This window comes from [Clostridium] aerotolerans DSM 5434 (genome assembly GCF_000687555.1).
Classification (GTDB): domain Bacteria; phylum Bacillota; class Clostridia; order Lachnospirales; family Lachnospiraceae; genus Lacrimispora; species Lacrimispora aerotolerans.
In genome coordinates this window covers 340,610-361,802 of record NZ_JHWJ01000002.1, presented here as the reverse complement: position 1 = coordinate 361,802, position 21,193 = coordinate 340,610, and the positions used below count along the sequence as shown (strand labels likewise).

Genomic DNA, 21,193 nt, shown 5'->3' with positions numbered 1-21,193 from the left:
TATTAAGAATGATAATGCAGGAAGGCGGCTATGAATAGGAGAAACAGTTTCATAAACCGGATAATCAAAAACATGATGATCGCAGTAATCTTAATTCTGGCTGCTTTCTTAGGCATAAAAGAAGCTGCCGAAGTTGGAAAAAAGGCAGATTTAAGTAAAGCAGAGTCGCTGGTAAAAGAGGGCGCTGGCTTTGGTGTCTCCTATATCTGGAGACACCAGTATCCTGCGGTCGTGTGGGACGAAGAAAATAGTAAAAGCAGTATAGATAGAAAAAATGAATCCATAGGAAGCGCGCTGTTTCATTTTTTAGTAAGCCAGTCTCCTCTTTACCGCTACTCCGGTGATACGAAAAAGGGAGACATTGACTATGAAGAAGCGGATCCGTCCTATCGAGGCTATATAGAAAGTGGTAAATTCTATGAAGAGCATGGTTTTCTTCTTTATGACGGAGGAGAGGAAAGTGGTGAAGACGGATCTGTAAATCCCGGTATACCGGCTGCCAATGCAGGAGGAGAACATGCAAATGCAGGTGATAACAGTGGAGGAGCCGACCAGGCAGCCGCTTCCCAGGAACCAGCAGGAAACACTGGCCCGGTGAAGGAGCATAACCCTTCGATAACGAAAAATGACGCACTAACCTGTGCCTCCAGCAGTATCTGGCCCATTGTAGGAACTACATATTTAAAAGAGCAGCTGGTTGATTATGATTATATGATGAAGCATTTTTACAGCGTTCATACCTCCACCACAGCAGGCAGGGACCTTATGAAGGCAGATAAATTCCTTGCAGAGGATTTCACTTTAAAAGGGGGAAATGATAAACCTCAGATTCTTATCTACCACACCCATTCCCAGGAGGAATATGCCGACCATGGACCAGCAAAACCAGATGCAACCGTTGTGGGATTAGGAAACTATTTAACTAAGCTTCTCACAGAAAAAGGATATAATGTCATTCACGATACTACAGTCTACGATTTGCAAAATGGAAAACTGGATAGAAACAAGGCCTATACCTATGCACTGGACGGAATCACAGCAATTCTTCAGAAAAATCCATCTATAGAAGTTGTTCTGGATGTTCACAGAGATGGAGTCAATGAAAGCCTGCATATGGTCAATCAGGTCAATGGAAAGCCTACGGCCCCTCTAATGTTTTTTAACGGTGTCAGCCAGACGCCGGAAGGCCCAATCGAATACCTGGCAAATCCATATCGGGAACAAAATCTGGCCTTCAGCTTCCAGATGCAGCTGGATGCGGCCGCTTATTTTCCAAATCTAACAAGAAAGATATACATAAAGGGACTTCGCTATAACCAGCATTTAAGGGCAAGGTCTGCGTTAATAGAAGTAGGAGCCCAGACCAATACATATCAGGAAGCGCTGAATGCCATGGACCCATTAGCAGAAGTTCTGGATATGGTATTACAGGGAAATTAGAACATTGAATAAATATAGTAAGGCCGGAAATCTGTATTCCTTTCAGGTTTCCGGCCGTTTTTATAATAGCTGATTTATCACGTTTGTATATAAAAATTAAGATGCCAGAATCTTAGCCTTTTTCATCAGATAAAAGGCATTAAAACAGCAGAAATCTTGTAAAAAATAATTGCACTGAAAAATGGGATATGTTACCATAATCTTATGGAACAATCGTGTCACTGCGAGGGTGTTGGCCTTCCATCACTACATAGATGGGAGGTGGTGCGTATGAAATATGACTTTAAAGACATTATGGCTTTTGGTTCTTTCATTTTAGCATTGCTTACCTTTATTTTTTATAATTGTAAGTAGAGTTTTTCAAAAAGTCCTGGTAACAGGCAAAGAAAAACCACCCTTGTAAACTTTGCCGAGTCATAAGGATGGGATTTCTATTCTTCGTATTTGGTCAACCCCTTGTGTTGGGGCGGTTGTTCCTTTACTTTTATTCTAATACATAATTATAGTATTTGCAAGCGAAAATAGTGGTATGATGTGTATACAAACAATCGTCCTTATTTTTCCAAGGGAATTGCAGGGTGTTTCAACGCTTTCACAGTGGACAATCCGTGATTTTAATGGTATATTTTTAAGGATATCATAGGTTTTAGGCGGTTTGACTCTTAAATCATTAAGAGCGCCGGGACCAGACAGAAACATCAGAAAAGAGGAGTTTACTTTATGGCAGCTGCCCAGCAGAATAAGATTCGCAATTTTTGTATAATCGCTCATATTGATCACGGGAAGTCAACCCTTGCAGACAGAATTATAGAGAAAACCGGACTGCTCACCAGCAGAGAGATGCAGGCTCAGGTCCTTGACAACATGGATTTGGAACGAGAGAGAGGAATCACCATCAAGGCCCAGTCCGTTCGTACCGTATACAAAGCTAAAGATGGAGAAGAGTACGTTTTTAACATGATCGACACACCAGGTCATGTGGATTTCAACTACGAGGTCTCCAGAAGCCTTGCGGCCTGTGACGGCGCAATTTTAGTCGTAGATGCTTCCCAGGGTATAGAAGCCCAGACCCTTGCCAATGTATATATGGCACTGGACCATAACTTAGATGTGTTCCCCGTTCTTAATAAAATTGACCTTCCAAGCGCAGATCCAGAACGTGTCGTACAGGAAATCGAAGACGTTATCGGGTTAGAAGCTCATGATGCTCCTCGCATTTCTGCAAAGACCGGACTGAATGTGGAAGATGTTCTGGAAGCGATTGTTGAAAAGATTCCTGCTCCAGAGGGAGATCCGGAGGCACCATTAAGAGCCCTGATTTTTGACTCTTTATACGATTCCTATAAGGGAGTTATCGTATTCTTCCGAGTGAAAGAAGGAACCGTTAAAAAAGGCGATAAAGTACGGATGATGGCCACAGGAGCCGTGGAAGACGTGGTTGAGGTAGGATATTTTGGTGCCGGACAGTTTATTCCATGTGACCAGTTAAGCGCAGGTATGGTAGGTTATCTCACCGCCAGCATCAAGAATGTAAAAGACACTGCGGTAGGTGATACCATCACTCATGCGGCAAGACCTTGCGCAGAGGCACTTCCAGGATACAAAAAAGTAACCTCCATGGTTTATTGCGGTTTATATCCCGCAGATGGTGCCCGCTACAATGACCTTCGTGAGGCGCTGGAAAAGCTTCAGCTAAACGACGCTTCCCTGTTCTTTGAGCCGGAAACATCCCTTGCCCTTGGATTTGGTTTTCGTTGCGGATTTTTAGGTCTGCTTCATCTGGAGGTAATTCAGGAACGTCTGGAACGGGAATATAACTTAGATCTTGTAACCACAGCCCCAGGCGTAGTTTACCGGGTTTATAAAAGAAATGGAGAGAAGCTGGAGCTTACGAACCCTTCAAACCTTCCTGACCCAACTGAAATCGATTACATGGAAGAGCCCATTGTCAGTGCAGAAATCATGGTGACCACAGAATTCGTTGGAGCCATTATGTCCCTTTGTCAGGAACGCCGCGGTGTGTACCTTGGCATGGAATATATGGAGACAACAAGAGCTTTATTAAAATATGAACTTCCGTTAAATGAAATCATTTACGATTTCTTTGACGCATTAAAGTCCCGTTCCAAAGGCTACGCTTCCTTTGATTATGAATTAAAGGGCTATGAGCGCTCAGAATTAGTGAAGCTGGATATTCTTGTCAACAAAGAAGAAGTGGATGCTCTGTCCTTTATCGTTCATGCAGAATCAGCCTACGACAGAGGCAGAAGAATGTGTGAGAAGTTAAAAGATGAAATACCGAGACAGCTTTTTGAAATTCCCATTCAGGCTGCTATTGGCGGCAAGATCATTGCCCGTGAAACCGTTAAGGCTATGCGAAAAGACGTTCTTGCCAAATGCTATGGCGGTGATATTTCACGTAAGAAAAAACTTCTGGAAAAACAGAAAGAAGGTAAAAAACGTATGCGCCAGGTCGGTAACGTTGAGATACCGCAGAAGGCATTTATGAGCGTACTGAAATTAGATGATGAATAAAAAAAGTTTGGAGATTTACGTGCATATCCCATTTTGCTCCCGCAAATGTGCTTACTGCGATTTCCTTTCCTTTCCGGGAAATGAACGGACACAGAGAGATTACACGGAGAAATTAATAGAAGAAATAGAATACCAGAGTGCCTTTGCGAAAGAATACCAGGTAGTCAGTGTATTCATAGGAGGAGGCACTCCTTCTATATTAAAGACAGAAGATATGGAAGCTGTCTTAAATGCCTTAAATACCCATTTTGACATTCTTCCCGATGCAGAGATCACCATGGAGGCCAATCCAGGTACCTTGACTCAGGAAGCGCTTTTAAGTTACCGCAAAGCTGGAGTCAACCGCATCAGCATGGGCCTTCAATCCGCAGATGACAAAGAACTTCGCTATCTTGGCAGAATTCATACCTATGATGAGTTCTTAAAAAGCTATCAGAGAGTGCGGATGGCAGGCTTTGATAATGTTAACGTGGACTTAATTTCAGCCATTCCCGGGCAAACGGTGGATTCCTGGAAGAATACCTTAAAAAAGGTCACCATGTTAAAACCGGAGCACATTTCCGCTTACAGCCTTATCATAGAAGAGGGGACTCCCTATTATGACAGGTACGGAGATCATGTGGAAATGGAAAGCTATTCCATGACAAAGGAAGAGCGGAAACGTCTGATGGCATTGCCGGACCTTCCTGATGAGGATTCGGAAAGGGAGATGTATTATCTCACTCAGGAATTCTTAATGGAACAGGGATACGAACGGTACGAAATCTCCAATTACTCTAAAAAAGGATATGAATGCCGTCACAACATTGGCTATTGGACTGGAATTGAATATCTTGGCCTTGGGCTAGGAGCGTCTTCCTATATGAATGGATGCCGCTTTCACAATACCACAGATTTAAGTGATTACCGCAATGCCAGCTTCGATGAGGACGAGGGATTTACTCAGGCACTGAGACAGGAATTAGAACGTCTGTCCATTGAGGAAAAGATGGAAGAGTATATGTTTCTGGGCCTACGGCTGACCAATGGGGTATCTGCCCATGACTTCGTTAGCAATTTCGGTCAGAATATCCGCAATGTTTATGGTCAGGTGCTGGATAAGCTGGAGCGGGAGGGGCTGATGGAATTTAAAGATGGTTACTACAAGCTAACTTCCCACGGAATTGATGTCAGCAATTATGCGATGAGTCAGTTCCTGTTATAAGCTTTAATTCAGACCTTAAACCATGTAAGAGCTAATACGAGTTATATGTACATGACATTAACTGGTGCGCCGCATGGGAGGGAGTAACCTCTCATAAAACAGTAGAGCGATTTGGTAATACATTCTTATTAATAAGAATATAGAAGGGGCACAGAACGCAAAGAGAAACCATTCTTTGTGTCCTGTGCCCTTTCTTGACCTCATTATATACTCAAGCAATGTAGGCTAATACCTCACAATTGCTTGCAGTTTATTTCAAAACAACTGGCGTTACTTTCATACTACTGAACCAGAAATACCTCCATACTTCTGGTACCGTAAAAGCGAGTCTCCCCGTGGGTATTGAAGAAGATATCAATATGTCTACCCTTAACGCCTCCACCGCAGTCCTCAGCGGTATAAATAACACCGCCTATCATCAGCTTGCTTCCATAAGGAATGACTCTTGGATCCACAGAGATGGTATGATTGGCAGCAGCAATGGTTCCTGTGCTGGTGCGGCCGCCCCATTTACCGGAGCACTGTCTGCAGGGACAGTAGGCGGTTGTTTTAAACGTACCGATGGAGCGGAGATTAACAGCAGGAACCGCAGTGCCAACGCCGTATACCTTGGTGCCGGAAAGCTTCTGCCCTGATGCGTAGGCCTCAATGAGATAAGTACCATTTTCGTAGGTATCCCAGGGAACGTTCACTTCAAATCCATAATTACCGGTTCCGCTTCCCTGTGCGGCTAAATCCTCCCGGTGTTTGGAAGCGGTGGTTTCAAGCTCAGCTGTCACCTGACCGCTTGACTGGTTGGTGATAATGACCCTTACAGGCAAAGAGGATTCTGGTTCTGAGCTGTTAAAGGCCCAGCCCCGGACATTTTTATCATCCGCCCCGTCGATAATGCCGGTTACCGGATTACCGTAAGCTTTTAATGTGTTTATTAAAACAAAGATTGTCATCAGTAAAATTCCAGAAATCTGGTGAAGGTTCTTCCTATTTTGCATATTACAAATACTTCCTTTCTTTTTTACAAACTGTAATACAAATTAACACTATTATAATTATATGTAACAGTTTTGTAATAAATGAGGTACAAGTATTCATTTTACATATTTTTCCAGAAAAGTCAAGGCTAACTTATTTCATACTATTAGGGGAGAGAACTTTTGGACATCAAAAAAGCACCTCAGAAAGCGAAATCAAATCGCTTTTCTGGGCGCCATTTGGACATGTATTATTTTACATTCACTGCAAAAATCTCTTTTGTCTGTCTGCCGAAGTTTAGGGCTTCTTCCCGGCTTCCAAAGTAGATATCAACCTTATTTCCTCTGATTCCGCTTCCAGTATCCTCCACAGTATAGATGACGTCATCGATCATGACCATAGTGCCGATTGGCAAAATTGTAAGATCCGCAGACAAGGTATGCTGTGCTCTTGGTGTAGTACCGGAGTAGGTCCGGCCGATTTTTCCGCTTTTGCTGGGGCAATATGCAGTTGCAGAAAAAAGTCCCAGTGATGCTCCTTTTTCAAAAACAGGTCCAGTTGGCTCTGTCTCTTGCGGTTCTGTTTCTTTTTTAATACCAGGTCCGATTTCCTCTGAGTCTTTTGTGCCCTCAGTCCCGTTTTCGGTTTTGGCATCGCTTTTTATCGTTTGGACACTCCCGGACTGTGCATCCGCTGTAGTCTGTTCTTTACCAGCAGCTTCATCTGCCATTGCAGATGTAGATAACAGCAGAATACAAAGGATTGTCAGGAGTCCAGTGATTCGTAGTTTACCTGAAAAACGCTTCATGATTTACCTCGCAATCGTGTTGTTATGGTGTATCATTTACTATTATATTACAAAAGTGTTAAAAGTCAAGAAAAAAATGTCAACACCTTTGTAATATATGCTTGTACTATGTTTAAAAATGTAGAAAGTAGTCATAAAAACTTAACGTATTTTTTTTATAGGAATGTATTGACAAATGTAGAAAAAAAGCATATATTATGAAAAGAAGATGTTAGCACTCCCAAACGTTGAGTGCTAACAAAGCAGTAATAAGCATTAAGAAAGGAGAGTGGCAGTTTGAAGGATAAAGATCAGCTGGATGAGCGGAAGATAACCATATTAAAGGCCATCATTAAAACTTATCTGGAAACCGGAGAACCGGTTGGATCCCGAACCATATCAAAGTATACGGATTTGAATTTAAGCTCCGCCACGATCCGTAATGAGATGTCTGATTTAGAGGAACTGGGCTATATTGTTCAGCCTCATACATCAGCAGGAAGAATTCCTTCCGACAGAGGATACCGGTTCTATGTGGATCAGATCATGCTGGAAAAGGAAGAAGAAGTAACAGAAATCAAGGATATGATGCTAAAGAGAGTAGACCGTGTAGAGCTTATGCTTAAGCAGATGGCAAAGCTTCTGGCTCAGAATACCAACTACGCGGCTATGATCAGCGCTCCTCAGTATCAAAGGAATAAGCTAAAGTTTATCCAGCTGTCAAAGGTAGATGAAGGAAAGCTTCTGGTGGTGATTGTCATTGAAGGCAATATTATTAAGAACACCATGATTCCCATTGATAAGGAACTGGATGACGAAGGATTGTTGAATTTAAACATTCTTTTAAACAGTGCCTTAAACGGACTGACCATAGAAGAGATTAATCTGGAAGTGATCAGCAGGTTAAAGGTTCAGGCAGGCCATCACAGTGAAGTGGTAGACCGGGTACTGACCGAGGTGGCAGCAGCCATTCGGGCAGATGATGAAGATTTACAGATCTATACCAGCGGCACCACCAATATTTTTAAATATCCGGAGCTGAGCGAGGGAGATAAGGCGAGCAGACTTCTTGGAACCCTGGAGCAAAAGGAGCTTTTGCAGGAGCTGGTCGATGATGTCAACGACTCGGAGAGCAATTCTGGTATCCAGGTCTATATCGGAGATGAAGCACCGGTTAAGGATATGAAGGACTGCAGCATTGTAACAGCCAATTACGAGCTGGGGGAAGGGTTACGAGGCACCATTGGAATCATCGGCCCCAAGCGAATGGATTATGAGAAGGTTCTCAGTACTCTGCGCAATTTAATGACGCAGCTTGATGTGATATTGAAAAAAGATGAAAGGTAAGGGTAAGAACATTGAGCATGGAAGATGTGAAAACAGAGGAAAAACTGGCAGATGAGATTTTAAATGAGGAAGATGCCGTTTCCACTGAAAATGAGATAGAAGGCACAGAGCCCGCAGCAGAAGAGACTGCAGCTGAGACAGGGCAGAACGAAGAAGAAAGCGCAAAAGGCGATACCGCTAAGAAAGGCTTCTTTGGTAAGAAAAAAGATAAGCCTGATCCAAAGGATGAAAAAATCGAGGAACTGACAGACCGTCTCCAGAGAAGTATGGCAGAATTTGATAACTTCAGAAAGAGAACAGAAAAAGAAAAGTCAGCCATGTTTGAGATCGGGGCAAAGGATATCATTGAACGAATCCTTCCTATTGTCGATAATTTTGAACGAGGCCTTGCAGCCATTCCGGAAGAGGAAAAGGCTTCTGCATTTGCCGAGGGCATGGAAAAGATTTACAAACAGCTTATAAAATCGTTGGAAGAGGCGGGAGTAAAGCCAATTGAAGCAGTTGGCCAGCCATTTAATCCTGATTTCCACAATGCAGTGATGCACGTGGAAGATGAATCCCTGGGAGAGAACGTAGTAGCTCAGGAACTTTTAAAAGGTTATACCTACCGGGATACTGTGGTGAGACATTCCATGGTACAGGTAGCTAATTAATAATAAATCAAAATCAGAAAACATATTACATTTGTTTCATAAATTAGGAGGAAGAAAACTATGGGCAAGATCATTGGTATTGACTTAGGTACAACAAATAGCTGTGTAGCCGTTATGGAAGGCGGAAAGCCAGTTGTTATCCCAAACAGCGAAGGAGTAAGAACAACTCCATCTATCGTAGCATTTACAAAGAATGGTGAAAGATTAGTAGGTGAGCCTGCAAAGCGTCAGGCAGTAACGAATGCAGACCGTACCATCTCTTCTATCAAGAGACATATGGGTACCGATTATAAGGTAACCATTGACGGTAAAAACTACAGTCCTCAGGAAATCTCTGCTATGATTCTTCAGAAATTAAAAGCAGATGCAGAGGCTTACTTAGGTGAGAAGGTTACAGAAGCAGTTATTACAGTACCAGCTTACTTTAACGATGCTCAGCGTCAGGCAACCAAGGATGCCGGTAAGATCGCTGGTCTTGATGTAAAGCGTATCATCAACGAGCCGACAGCAGCAGCTTTGGCATACGGTCTTGACAACGAGCATGAGCAGAAGATCATGGTATACGACTTAGGCGGCGGTACCTTCGACGTATCTGCAATTGAAATCGGTGACGGCGTAATCGAAGTACTTTCTACCAACGGCGATACCCGCTTAGGTGGTGACGATTTCGATAACCGTATTACACAGTGGATGGTTGACGAATTCAAGAAAGCAGAAGGCGTTGATTTATCTGGTGATAAGATGGCTATGCAGAGATTAAAAGAAGCTGCAGAGAAGGCAAAGAAAGAACTTTCTTCCTCTACAACTACAAACATCAACCTGCCATTTATTACAGCAACAGCTGAAGGCCCGAAGCATTTAGATATGAACTTAACAAGAGCTAAATTTGACGAGCTTACCTTAGACTTAGTAGAGCGTACAGCAGTTCCGGTTCAGAATGCATTAAAAGATGCAGGCATCACATCTGCTGAATTAGGAAAAGTACTTTTAGTTGGTGGTTCTACCCGTATGTTAGCAGCTCAGGAAAAAGTAAAACAGCTGACAGGCAAAGAGCCTTCCAAGTCTTTAAATCCAGACGAGTGCGTAGCAATCGGTGCCAGCATTCAGGGTGGTAAGCTTGCAGGCGATGAAGGCGCAGGCGATATCCTTTTACTTGATGTTACTCCACTTTCCTTATCTATCGAGACCATGGGTGGCGTAGCAACAAGACTGATCGAGAGAAATACCACCATTCCTACAAAGAAGAGCCAGGTATTCTCCACAGCAGCTGACAACCAGACCGCTGTAGATATCCACGTTGTTCAGGGTGAAAGACAGTTTGCAAGAGATAACAAGACCTTAGGCCAGTTCCGTCTTGATGGAATCCCACCAGCAAGAAGAGGCGTTCCTCAGATCGAAGTTACCTTTGATATTGATGCCAATGGTATCGTTAACGTATCCGCTAAGGATTTAGGAACAGGTAAGGAACAGCACATCACCATTACTTCCGGCTCCAACATGTCTGATACTGATATCGACAAGGCTGTGAAGGAAGCTGCTGAGTACGAGGCACAGGATAAGAAGCGTAAAGACGGCATTGATGCAAGAAACGATGCTGACTCCATGGTATTCCAGACAGAGAAAGCTCTTCAGGAAGTTGGAGATAAGATCGACGCTAACGATAAAGCAGTAGTAGAAGCTGATTTAAATGCATTAAAAGAAGCCATCAACAGAGCTCCAATCGACGAGATGACAGATGCTCAGATCGAAGATATCAAGGCAGGCAAAGAAAAACTGATGACAGGCGCACAGGCTCTATTTGCTAAGGTTTACGAGCAGGCTCAGGGACAGGGTGCAGGTCCTGACATGAATGCAGCAGGTGCTTCCTATGAAGACGGCGACGTAGTTGACGGAGAGTACAAAGAAGTGTAAAATAGTCTGGTCAGTTGACAGGGCTTTGGAAAAAGTGTTGTAGTGATACAGCACTTTTTCCGCAGGCATGAGTTCTTTTGTATAGCCCGGTAAAAACGAAGCTTACAGTTTGGGCTCTTATGTTCGGCAGGCGATGTCCTACCGGGCTTCCTTAGTTTATGAAAGGTAGACCTAAGATGGCAGAGAGTAAAAAAGATTATTATGAGATCCTTGGCGTTCCAAGAGATGCAGATGATGCAGCGCTTAAGAAGGCTTACAGGGCATTGGCTAAGAAATACCACCCGGATACAAATTCCGGGGATGCTGTGGCGGCAGAGAAGTTTAAACAGGCTTCCGAAGCTTACAGTGTTTTAAGTGATCCTGATAAGAGACGTCAGTATGACCAGTTTGGATCAGCAGCATTTGATGGCAGCGGAGGACCTGGCGGTTTCGGTGGCTTTGATTTTGGCGGAGCAGATATGGGAGATATCTTTGGGGATATTTTCGGCGATATCTTTGGCGGCGGCCGTTCCAGAGGCGGTGCCGCATACAATGGTCCGGCCAGAGGAGCCAATGTAAGAACCAGCGTCCGTATTACCTTTGAAGAGGCGATTTTTGGCTGCGAAAAAGAAATTGAAATTAATTTCAAAGAAGAATGTAATACGTGTCACGGAAGTGGCGCAAAGGCGGGTACATCACCCATTACCTGTACCAAATGTAACGGTAAAGGTAAGATCATGTACACCCAGCAGTCCTTCTTCGGTCAGGTGCAGAGTGTTCAGACCTGTCCCGACTGTGGCGGCACTGGTAAGGTAATCAAGGAAAAATGTCCGGATTGCTATGGAACTGGTTTTATTACAAAAAGAAAGAAAATCAGTGTTGCAGTTCCCGCAGGAATTGATAACGGCCAGTCCATTCGTTTACAGAGCAAAGGGGAACCAGGTACCAACGGAGGAGAAAGAGGCGATCTTTTAGTAGAAGTGGTTGTATCCAATCACCCTATCTTTAAGCGTCAGGATACCAGTATCTTCTCAACCGTACCCATTTCCTTTGTCAATGCAGCATTAGGCGGAACCATTAAGATCAAGACCGTTGACGGCGATATGGATTACGAAATCAAACCAGGAACTCAGACAGATACCAAGGTTCGCTTAAAAGGAAAGGGAGTTCCTTCTTTAAGAAACAGAGCGGTCCGTGGCGATCATTATGTAACATTGGTAGTACAGGTCCCAGAGCGCCTCACAGAAGTTCAAAAAGATGCCCTTAAGAGTTTCCAGGATGCCATGAATGGCACCACGGATGGGGAAAAACATAAAAAAAAGGGAATCTTTAAATAGGTTTCTAGGGGATACATGTAAAGGGGAAGGTTAGGAATGAAGAAGATTCAGGGAAAGTTCATACTTTTATTTTGTTTCCTGCTTCTTTCCGGGATGTTTCCGGGGCGTGCTGCAGCCGATGAGACACAGGCAGTAAGAAAATATCCAGGCTTTCACGGTTCCGGAACCAGTTTTCAGGGACCGGTGGAAGGACCGAATCACTATGACTGCTGGGACGATGACGAAGATGACGATGACGACGACGACGGTCCATACAGCCGCAGCTATGAAAGAGGCTGGCGTTACAGTCCGGCAGGCTGGTGGTATCAGTATGGAGATGGTACCTGGCCTTTAGACAGCTGGAAATATATTGATGGCAGATGGTACCGGTTCGATCAGGGCGGCCATCTGCTTATGGGATGGTATGCAGACCAGACCGGGAACCGGTACTATTTAAATCCAGTTGATGACGGTACCTTAGGGTCTATGCGAATCGGCTGGCAGATCATAGGCGGAAAAGCATACTACTTTAATACCATGTCAGACGGCTCTTTGGGCCGGCTGTTAATCAACACTGTTACGCCTGATGGTTATTCCGTTGGAGCGGACGGTGCCTTAAAGCAGTAAGGCAGAAAGAAAATGATTGGGATATAAAAAAAGCAGAAAACAGATCTGAACATGGATTAATTCCAATTATCAGATCTGTCTTCTGCTTTTTTGTTGCATGTTGTGAAAATAGATTCTGCTTCATTACCAGGCGTTCAGGCGGGTGTGATGGGGTGTAATGCATCAAGGAATTTCGTTTACTTGATATGTTTTTTGCCTTAGTTCCGGGAATGAAACAGAAGTCCTTTTCATCCGTTCAATTAGTTAATGCACTAGGAAGGTTTTTTATTGCATCTTTTTTTAAAATTTTTTGAAATATTTTTTTTGAGCCGAAAATTCTTCCATAAATCCATGATTTTATAAGCTTGCAACCCATTTCATTGTATGTTATGATATCATGTGGTTTAGTTTTGACAGAAGAAAGGAACCCGCATATGTACCAATATTTGATCATATGTCCCCTTGTTTTCCTGGCTGGATTTGTAGATTCCATCGCAGGAGGCGGAGGACTGATTTCTCTGCCGGCTTATCTGGCAGCAGGGGTACCGCCACATATTGCACTTGGAACCAATAAGATGAGTTCTACGCTCGGTACGATTATTTCAACGGCCCGATACGCAAAGAACGGATTTATCAATGTGAAGCTGTCTTTGCTGTCTGCTTTATGTGCTGTCATCGGTTCTGTCATAGGAGCACACCTTTCTTTACTGGCAAGTGAGCAGGTATTAAAGACCATGATGATAGCGGTCTTACCGGTAGTAGCATTTTATGTGTTTAAAAATAAAAATTTAGGCGATACAAAGGAAGAAAGTCTTCCGGAGCGAAAGACTCTTCTAATTAGTATGGGAGCAGCGCTGGTGGTAGGCTGCTACGATGGATTTTACGGGCCTGGTACCGGCACCTTTTTACTGCTTTTACTGACTGGTCTTGCAAAGATGAATGTTAGAAATGCATCTGGAACGACAAAAGTAATCAATCTGTCATCAAACATCGCAGCATTGGTGACATTTTTAATAAATGGTAAGGTCTTAATTCCCCTTGGACTTGCATCCGGAATCTTCTGTATTGCAGGTCATTACATTGGTTCAGGCCTTGTCCTAAAGAACGGCTTAAAGATCGTGCGCCCGGTTGTATTTGTGGTGCTTCTTTGCCTGTTTGTAAAAATTATAAAAGGATAGGAAAATAAAAGCATGAGATGGAAAAAATTTACACTCACTACCACAACGGAAGCTGTGGACTTAATCAGCAGCGCATTTGATGAGATCGGAATAGAAGGAATTGAAATTGAAGACAATACGCCTCTTACCGAAGCTGAGACAAAAGGTATGTTCATTGACATCCTGCCAGAGCTTCCTCCAGATGAGGGTGTAGCAAAAGTCAGCTTTTATCTGGATCCGGATTCCGATGTTGATATCGATGAGATGTTAAAGCGTGTGGATGAAAGCCTTGATGAGTTATCCATGTTTACTGACCTTGGTGCCCGAACCATTGAATCCAGTGAGACAGAGGACAAGGACTGGATTAACAACTGGAAGCAGTATTTTAAACCATTTACTGTGGATGATATTTTAATTAAGCCAACCTGGGAAGAGATTCCGAAGGAGCATAAGGAAAAGCTTTTAATTGAAATCGACCCTGGTACTGCTTTTGGTACTGGACAGCATGAGACGACTCAGCTTTGCATCCGCCAGCTAAAAAAATACGTGACTTCTGATACAAAGATTCTTGATGTAGGAACCGGCAGCGGAATTCTTGGAATCACTGCTTTAAAGCTGGGGGCAAAGGAAGTTTTCGGAACCGATCTCGATGAAAATGCCATCGTAGCGGTAAAAGAGAATATGGAAGCCAATGATATCGCCCCGGAAAAATTCAAGGTTTTAAAGGGCAATATCATTGACGATGAAGAGGTAAAGGCAGAAGTTGGTTTTGAAGCCTACGATCTGGTGGTAGCTAACATCTTAGCTGACATCATTATCCTGCTTCAAAAAGAGATTCCGGTTCATATGAAAAAAGGTGCCATCTTTATTACTGCCGGTATCATTAATATGAAAGAGGAAGCAGTAAAGAAAGCATTTGCAGAAAATGATGCCTTTGAGCTGGTGGAAATCACCTATCAGGGAGAATGGGTTTCTGTAACGGTGAGGAAAAAGTAGAAAGAGGGATAGAATGTATCACTTTTTTATCAACCAGGATCAGGTAGAAGACGATCACATCAGGATCATTGGCCCTGACGTGAACCATATAAAGAATGTTCTGCGCATGGGTGCAGGAGAAGAAGTGCTCATAAGCAATGGAGTGGATAAAGACTACTTATGTGAGGTCACATCAGTGACAGCCCAGGAAGTCACCGCCAGGATATTGTCTGTGGAAGAGGGAGGGCGTGAGCTTCCAGCCAGGATTACCCTATTTCAGGGACTGCCAAAAGGTGATAAGATGGAATTGATCATACAAAAGGCGGTGGAGCTTGGTGCCTGTGAGATCGTGCCGGTAGAAACAAAACGTACGGTAGTCAAGCTGGATAAGAAAAAGGAAGAATCAAAGCTCCGTCGCTGGAACGCAGTCTCAGAAAGCGCTGCCAAACAGTCCAAACGGCTCATTGTTCCGGAAGTGGCAGGCGTTATGAGTTTAAAAGAGGCACTTGTCTTTTCCAAAGAGTTTGATTTGACCGTGATTCCTTTTGAAAATGCCAAGGGCATGGAACGGACCAGGGAGATTCTTTCTCAGGTAAAGCCTGGCATGAACGTAGGGATTTTTATAGGGCCGGAAGGCGGCTTTGAGGATTCGGAAATAGAACTTTCTGAAAGCTTTGGGGCCAGGACAGTTACCCTGGGGAAACGAATTTTAAGAACCGAAACGGCAGGACTTTCAGTCTTATCGGTCTTGTCCTATTTACTGGAACCATAGAAAAAGCTTCCTCATCCCGGGGGATCCCGCTTTTAGAGGAATAGGAGAAACACACATGGAAGTTTATTTTGATAATGCGGCGTCAACCAAAGTGCTGGAGCCGGTAAAAGACATCGTACTTAAGGTTATGACAGAGGATTACGGAAACCCCTCTGCAAAGCATAGAAAAGGGATGATTGCAGAGCAGTATGTAAAAGAGGCGGCTGAAATCATAGCCGACACCTTAAAGGTTGCCCCAAAGGATATCTTATTTACCTCAGGCGGCTCAGAGTCCAACAATATGGCTCTCATCGGGACTGCCATGGCTAATAAGCGGGCAGGTAACCATATTATAAGCACAGGGATTGAACACCCTTCGGTATACAATCCGCTGGCATATTTAGAGGAACAGGGATTTATCGTTACTTATCTTTCCGTCGATGGCAATGGAACTATCTCCTTAGAGGAGCTGGAACAGGCCATCCGTCCGGAGACCATATTGGTTTCTGCCATGTACGTGAACAATGAAATTGGCGCGGTAGCACCTGTGGAAGCCATATCCAAGGTAATTAAAAAGAAGAATCCAGCCATTCTTTTTCATGTGGATGCCATACAGGCATATGGAAAGTTTGTTATCCGGCCGAAACGGCAGGGAATTGATTTACTTTCAGTCAGTTCCCATAAGATTCACGGACCAAAAGGAATTGGTTTTTTATACATTGACCCAAGAGTCAAAATCCGTCCATTGATTTATGGAGGCGGACAGCAAAAGGGGTTACGGGCAGGAACAGAGAATGTTCCTGGGATTGCCGGTTTTGGTGTGGCAGCCAAATTCATGTATACGGACCATGATAAAAAGATGGACGCCATGACCGAATTAAAGGATTATATGATAGAACGGCTTCAGGAAATGGATGGAGTTACTGTTAATAGCTTAAAAGGCAACTTATCATCCCCTCAGATCGTCAGTGCCAGCTTCCTTGGGGTACGAAGCGAAGTTCTCCTTCATGCACTGGAGGATAAGGGAATCTATGTTTCCTCAGGATCTGCCTGCTCATCCAATCATCCGGGAGTCAGCGGAACTCTGGTGGGAATCGGCGTGAAAAAAGAGCTTCTTGATTCCACCCTTCGATTCAGCTTTGGAGTTTTTAGCACAAAGGAAGAGGTTGATACCTGTATCGATACACTAAAGGAACTGCTTCCAATCCTCAGACGTTACCAGAGAGGGTAACGTTTTGTCATTAGGGAGTTTTAACAGAAAGGACAACAGATGCAATACAAATCATTTTTAATAAAATATGCAGAAATTGGAGTAAAGGGAAAAAACCGTTATGTTTTTGAAGATGCCCTGGTGACCAACATCCGCCATTCCTTAAAGAGAGTGGACGGAGATTTCGAAGTTGCTAAAGAATCCGGCAGAATTTATGCCACAGCACAATCCGACTATGATTTTGACGAAGTAGTAGAGGCGTTAAAGTGTATTTTTGGTATCGCAGCGATCTGCCCTATGGTTCAGGTAGAGGATTTAGGCTATGAGGATTTAAAAAAGCAGGTTTTATCCTATGTTGATGAGTTTTACGAGGAGAAAAGCTTTACCTTTAAAGTCAACACAAGAAGAGGAAATAAAAAGTATCCGGTCAATTCCGAACAGATCAACCGGGATCTTGGAGAAGTGATTTTACATACATTTCCAGAGACTAAGGTTGATGTCCATAAACCGGAAGTTATGCTTCATGTGGAAGTAAGAAATAAAATTAATATATATTCCCATATCATTCCAGGTCCAGGCGGTATGCCGGTTGGAACCAATGGGAAGGCTATGCTTCTCCTTTCCGGCGGCATTGACAGCCCGGTAGCAGGCTACATGATTGCTAAGAGAGGCGTTAGAATCGATGCTGTGTATTTCCATGCACCGCCATACACCAGTGACCGCGCAAAGCAGAAGGTCGTGGATCTTGCAAAGCTTGTTTCCAGATATTCCGGCGCTATCCGCCTTCATATCGTAAACTTTACGGATATTCAGCTCTACATCTACGAAAAATGTCCTCACGAGGAGCTTACTATCATCATGAGACGATACATGATGCGGATTGCAGAACGTCTGGCAGCAGAAAGCGGTGCTCAGGCACTGATTACAGGAGAGAGCATCGGACAGGTGGCATCTCAGACCATGCAGTCCCTTGCAGCAACCGATGCATCAGCGACCATTCCGGTATTCCGTCCGGTCATCGGCTTTGATAAACAGGAAATTGTTCATTTATCAGAAAAAATCGGAACCTATGAAACCTCCGTTCTTCCTTTTGAAGACTGCTGTACCATCTTTGTGGCAAAGCATCCGGTCACAAAGCCAGTTTTAAAGCTGATTGAACGTTCTGAGGAAAATCTGTCAGAAAAGATTGATGAGCTGTTAGAAACGGCAATTAATACCGTAGAAAAAGTTTGGTGTTAGAGAAATAAAAAAGGGGACCGGCATCAAAGGCCGGGCCCCATTTTAAAACTGATTTTTCTTATTCTACGATGTATGGAGCTAAAATGCTCAGGATTTCCTCGACATCGCTTTCGGAATGGATGTTTAAATCAATTGGTTTGGATAAATCCAGGCTGAAAATACCCATAATGGATTTTGCGTCGATAACGTATCTGCCAGATACAAGATCGAAGTCTGTGTCAAATTTTGTTAAATCATTTACGAAAGATTTTACTTTGTCGATAGAGTTTAATGATATACGAACTGTTTTCATGGGAAAACCTCCTTTAGCGGCTCTTTATTAATATTGGGGATCGTCCCCTTTTCCCTTACATACTACTGGCATATAATGTAATTGTCAATGGTAATATTAGATGAAAAAAATCGTTATAAACGGATAATTTAGATAGGAGAAAATAAAATGAGAAAGGCAGCCCTGCATAACCTTGGCTGTAAGGTTAATTCATACGAAACAGAGGCCATGCAGCAGCTTCTGGAGAATGCTGGATATGAGATTGTTCCCTTTACAGAAGAGGCTGATGTTTATATTATAAATACATGCTCTGTCACAAACATTGCAGACAAAAAATCAAGGCAGATGCTTCACCGGGCCAAGAATATGAACCCGGATTCCGTTGTCGTTGCAGCCGGATGCTATGTCCAGGCAGCAGGAGAAGAACTGAAAAAAGACGTAGCCGTGGATTTAATTATCGGTAATAATAAAAAGACGGAGCTGGTGTCCATTCTCGATGATTATTTTTCAGACCGGGAAGAGGCATTAGAGGAGACCGTAATCGATATCCGTGGGACAAGAGAATACGAAAGTCTGTCCATCGATAAAATCGCAGATCATACGAGAGCCTTTATTAAGATACAGGATGGATGCAATCAGTTTTGCAGCTACTGCATTATCCCTTATACAAGAGGACAGGTCCGAAGCCGTAAGCCAGAAGAGGTCGTGGAAGAAATAAAGCGTCTGACCGCTACGGGTTTTAAAGAGGTGGTGCTGACTGGAATCCATTTAAGCTCTTATGGGAAAGACTTTCCTGCAGAAGAGAGAATCACTCTTTTAGATCTGATTATAAAGATTCATGAGGTGGAAGGGCTTAAGAGAATCCGCTTAGGTTCCCTGGAGCCAAGAATTGTCACAGAGGAATTTGCAAAGGAATTATCAAAGCTTTCCAAAATCTGTCCTCATTTCCATCTATCCTTACAAAGTGGCTGTGATGCTACCTTAAAGCGGATGAACCGTCATTATTCTGCGGAAGAATTTTATCACTGCTGTGATATTTTAAGAGAGGCATTTCCAAATCCGGCGATTACCACCGATGTGATCGTAGGCTTTCCGGGAGAGACGGAAGAAGAGTTTTCCATTACAAGGGAATATTTGGAAAAAGTACGTTTTTATGAAATGCATGTATTTAAATTTTCAAAGAGAAACGGCACCAGGGCAGCCGATATGCCGGATCAGGTACCGGAACAAGTGAAATCAGTAAGGAGCAATGAGCTATTAACCCTGGAAGGGAAGATGTCTCATGACTACCGCATGTCCTATCTTGGCAGCTCTGCAGAGGTTCTTATGGAAGAAGCCTTTGAATGGAATGGGACAAGATATATGATCGGTCACACCAGAGAATATGTGAAGGCGGCAGTGCCTTATGAAGAGGGCTTAAAGGGAGTGTTGCTTACCGGAACCCTTACGGAAATGATCAATGATGAGGTGTTATTATTAAACCTTAACGGACAAAATTAATTTAAGTCTTGCCGAAATTATGATTATGGTTTAGAATAAAGGAGAACAGTTAAAGGACGTGAGAAACATGGGCGATATTCATAACACACAATTTTTCAAAGCAGTGCAGGAAAATAAAATGGACGTAAGCCAGGTACTGGAACAAGTTTATATTGCCCTCACAGAGAAGGGCTATAATCCGGTCAACCAGATCGTGGGCTATATTATGTCAGGAGATCCTACTTATATTACCAGCCATAAGAACGCCAGAAGTCTGATCATGAAAGTAGAACGTGATGAGATTCTGGAAGAATTGATGCGGGTATATATTGATACGATGTTAAAGTAACGACGTGGATAATCTTAAGTCTAGCTGTCAGATGAAGTGAATGGGCGGAGTCTGGCAGTTTGTTTTTATACAGTTGGCTGCGGACCAGCTTTGTTTTGTTGCATAAATTTGACGTGGAGAATAAAATATGAGAATCATGGGACTGGATTTTGGTTCTAAAACTGTAGGAGTTGCAGTTTCTGACCTGCTGGGTATAACTGCCCAGGGCGTGGAGACAATTACCAGAGAAGACGAAAACAAATTACGAAAAACCTGTGCCCGGATCGAGGAACTGATTCGGGAATTTGAGATTGAAACCATAGTTTTGGGTTATCCTAAGAATATGAACAATACAATCGGTGACCGTGCTTTAAAAACAGAAGAATTTATGGAAATGTTAAAAAGACGGACCGGGCTTCCTGTCATCCTGTGGGATGAAAGAATGACTACCCTGGCATCGGAGCGCATCTTAATGGAAAGCGGCGTAAGACGGGAGAATAGAAAGGCTGTTATCGACAAGGTGGCAGCAGGACTGATTTTGCAAGGTTATCTGGATAGCTTAACAACAGGAGATAAAGAATGAACAACGAAGAAAAGAAAATTACCCTGACCACTGAGGAAGGGGATCGTGTGGATTTTTACGTTCTGGAAGAGACCAGAATCAATAGCATGAATTATCTGTTAGTTACCGATGCAGCAGATGAGGATGAAGAAGGTGAATGTTACATCTTAAAAGATTTATCAAAGCAGGATGAATCCGAGGCTTTGTATGAGTTTGTAGAGGATGATAACGAGATAGATTATTTATTTAAAATATTTTCCGAACTGCTTGACGGAGCGGATGTAGATATCGAAAAATAATGGTGAGCATTGGATCGGCTTTGTACGAAGCGTATGCTGGTACGAAAGCTCTTGATTAGCACCCCGGATAACAACTGGCGGCAGAGGTGATCTGTGATCAGGCCAGACAGAAGTGTCCGGAGACAGGGCTGGTCACGACCTTTTTGACGTTGCAGGAGCAGGTGGATGAAGC

20 protein-coding genes are annotated in these 21,193 nt (G+C 43.3%); 17 read left to right on the top strand and 3 right to left on the bottom strand.

The window, feature by feature from the left end:
• Positions 1 to 72: 72 nt before the first annotated feature.
• The 3 genes from spoIIP (at position 73) to hemW (ending at position 5,179) form a co-directional block, all read left to right on the top strand.
• Positions 73 to 1,440 (top strand): stage II sporulation protein P, encoded by a 1,368-nt coding sequence (spoIIP, locus tag T546_RS0104420; RefSeq protein WP_242842186.1) that lies wholly within the window; start codon positions 73 to 75, stop codon positions 1,438 to 1,440.
• A 720-nt stretch (positions 1,441 to 2,160) separates the two neighbouring features.
• Entirely contained in the window at positions 2,161 to 3,975 is a 1,815-nt protein-coding gene (gene lepA / locus T546_RS0104410) for a translation elongation factor 4 (protein WP_026890584.1), read from the top strand.
• On the top strand, positions 3,965 to 5,179 hold the full coding sequence (gene hemW / locus T546_RS0104405; RefSeq protein ID WP_026890583.1) for a radical SAM family heme chaperone HemW: 1,215 nt from the start codon (positions 3,965 to 3,967) through the stop codon (positions 5,177 to 5,179). The genes lepA and hemW overlap by 11 nt, the downstream gene beginning before the upstream one ends.
• Before the next feature lie 281 nt (positions 5,180 to 5,460).
• On the opposite strand, the gene T546_RS0104400 is transcribed toward hemW, so the two are convergent.
• Positions 5,461 to 6,171 (bottom strand): 3D domain-containing protein, encoded by a 711-nt coding sequence (locus tag T546_RS0104400; RefSeq protein ID WP_051629597.1) that lies wholly within the window; start codon positions 6,169 to 6,171, stop codon positions 5,461 to 5,463.
• Between the two features lie 230 nt (positions 6,172 to 6,401).
• Positions 6,402 to 6,959 carry a 3D domain-containing protein gene (locus tag T546_RS24495; RefSeq protein WP_051629596.1) on the bottom strand — a complete coding sequence of 186 codons (558 nt, stop codon included), beginning with the start codon at positions 6,957 to 6,959 and terminating at the stop codon, positions 6,402 to 6,404.
• Between the two features lie 276 nt (positions 6,960 to 7,235).
• Here T546_RS24495 and hrcA point away from each other — a divergent pair, with 276 nt between their 5' ends.
• The 10 genes from hrcA to thiI all read left to right on the top strand — a co-directional run bounded on the left by hrcA (position 7,236) and on the right by thiI (position 18,082).
• A complete protein-coding gene (gene hrcA / locus T546_RS0104390) occupies positions 7,236 to 8,285 on the top strand; it encodes a heat-inducible transcriptional repressor HrcA (RefSeq protein ID WP_024837020.1) in 1,050 nt (349 codons plus the stop codon).
• A 17-nt stretch (positions 8,286 to 8,302) separates the two neighbouring features.
• Positions 8,303 to 8,938 carry a nucleotide exchange factor GrpE gene (gene grpE / locus T546_RS0104385; RefSeq protein ID WP_034597767.1) on the top strand — a complete coding sequence of 212 codons (636 nt, stop codon included), beginning with the start codon at positions 8,303 to 8,305 and terminating at the stop codon, positions 8,936 to 8,938.
• A gap of 60 nt (positions 8,939 to 8,998) precedes the next feature.
• Positions 8,999 to 10,849 carry a molecular chaperone DnaK gene (dnaK, locus tag T546_RS0104380; protein ID WP_026890580.1) on the top strand — a complete coding sequence of 617 codons (1,851 nt, stop codon included), beginning with the start codon at positions 8,999 to 9,001 and terminating at the stop codon, positions 10,847 to 10,849.
• Positions 10,850 to 11,025: 176 nt separating this feature from the next.
• Positions 11,026 to 12,165, top strand: coding sequence for a molecular chaperone DnaJ (gene dnaJ, locus T546_RS0104375; RefSeq protein WP_026890579.1), 1,140 nt, complete (start codon positions 11,026 to 11,028; stop codon positions 12,163 to 12,165).
• A gap of 36 nt (positions 12,166 to 12,201) precedes the next feature.
• On the top strand, positions 12,202 to 12,771 hold the full coding sequence (locus T546_RS0104370; protein ID WP_026890578.1) for a hypothetical protein: 570 nt from the start codon (positions 12,202 to 12,204) through the stop codon (positions 12,769 to 12,771).
• A gap of 413 nt (positions 12,772 to 13,184) precedes the next feature.
• On the top strand, positions 13,185 to 13,928 hold the full coding sequence (locus tag T546_RS0104365; protein WP_026890577.1) for a sulfite exporter TauE/SafE family protein: 744 nt from the start codon (positions 13,185 to 13,187) through the stop codon (positions 13,926 to 13,928).
• 12 nt (positions 13,929 to 13,940) lie between these two features.
• Positions 13,941 to 14,903: a 50S ribosomal protein L11 methyltransferase gene (prmA, locus tag T546_RS0104360; protein ID WP_026890576.1), complete on the top strand. Its 963-nt coding sequence runs from the start codon at positions 13,941 to 13,943 to the stop codon at positions 14,901 to 14,903.
• A gap of 13 nt (positions 14,904 to 14,916) precedes the next feature.
• Positions 14,917 to 15,654, top strand: a complete 738-nt coding sequence (locus T546_RS0104355; protein WP_026890575.1) for a 16S rRNA (uracil(1498)-N(3))-methyltransferase — start codon at positions 14,917 to 14,919, stop codon at positions 15,652 to 15,654.
• Between the two features lie 55 nt (positions 15,655 to 15,709).
• Complete coding sequence (locus tag T546_RS0104350) at positions 15,710 to 16,864, top strand: cysteine desulfurase family protein (RefSeq protein WP_026890574.1); 1,155 nt, start codon at positions 15,710 to 15,712, stop codon at positions 16,862 to 16,864.
• Between the two features lie 39 nt (positions 16,865 to 16,903).
• Positions 16,904 to 18,082, top strand: a complete 1,179-nt coding sequence (gene thiI / locus T546_RS0104345) for a tRNA uracil 4-sulfurtransferase ThiI (protein ID WP_026890573.1) — start codon at positions 16,904 to 16,906, stop codon at positions 18,080 to 18,082.
• A gap of 58 nt (positions 18,083 to 18,140) precedes the next feature.
• On the opposite strand, the gene T546_RS0104340 is transcribed toward thiI, so the two are convergent.
• Positions 18,141 to 18,374 carry an HPr family phosphocarrier protein gene (locus T546_RS0104340; protein WP_026890572.1) on the bottom strand — a complete coding sequence of 78 codons (234 nt, stop codon included), beginning with the start codon at positions 18,372 to 18,374 and terminating at the stop codon, positions 18,141 to 18,143.
• Between the two features lie 147 nt (positions 18,375 to 18,521).
• On the opposite strand from T546_RS0104340, the gene mtaB reads away from it, so the two are divergent.
• From mtaB to T546_RS0104320, 4 genes are all read left to right on the top strand, one after another.
• The gene (gene mtaB / locus T546_RS0104335) at positions 18,522 to 19,853 is read left to right on the top strand and encodes a tRNA (N(6)-L-threonylcarbamoyladenosine(37)-C(2))-methylthiotransferase MtaB (RefSeq protein ID WP_026890571.1); all 1,332 of its coding nucleotides are present in this window, start codon (positions 18,522 to 18,524) and stop codon (positions 19,851 to 19,853) included.
• Between the two features lie 67 nt (positions 19,854 to 19,920).
• On the top strand, positions 19,921 to 20,181 hold the full coding sequence (locus tag T546_RS0104330; protein WP_024837008.1) for an IreB family regulatory phosphoprotein: 261 nt from the start codon (positions 19,921 to 19,923) through the stop codon (positions 20,179 to 20,181).
• A 127-nt stretch (positions 20,182 to 20,308) separates the two neighbouring features.
• Positions 20,309 to 20,743: a Holliday junction resolvase RuvX gene (ruvX, locus tag T546_RS0104325; RefSeq protein ID WP_024837007.1), complete on the top strand. Its 435-nt coding sequence runs from the start codon at positions 20,309 to 20,311 to the stop codon at positions 20,741 to 20,743.
• Positions 20,740 to 21,021 (top strand): DUF1292 domain-containing protein, encoded by a 282-nt coding sequence (locus T546_RS0104320; protein WP_024837006.1) that lies wholly within the window; start codon positions 20,740 to 20,742, stop codon positions 21,019 to 21,021. Before ruvX ends, T546_RS0104320 begins: the two co-directional genes overlap by 4 nt.
• Positions 21,022 to 21,193 lie beyond the last annotated feature (172 nt).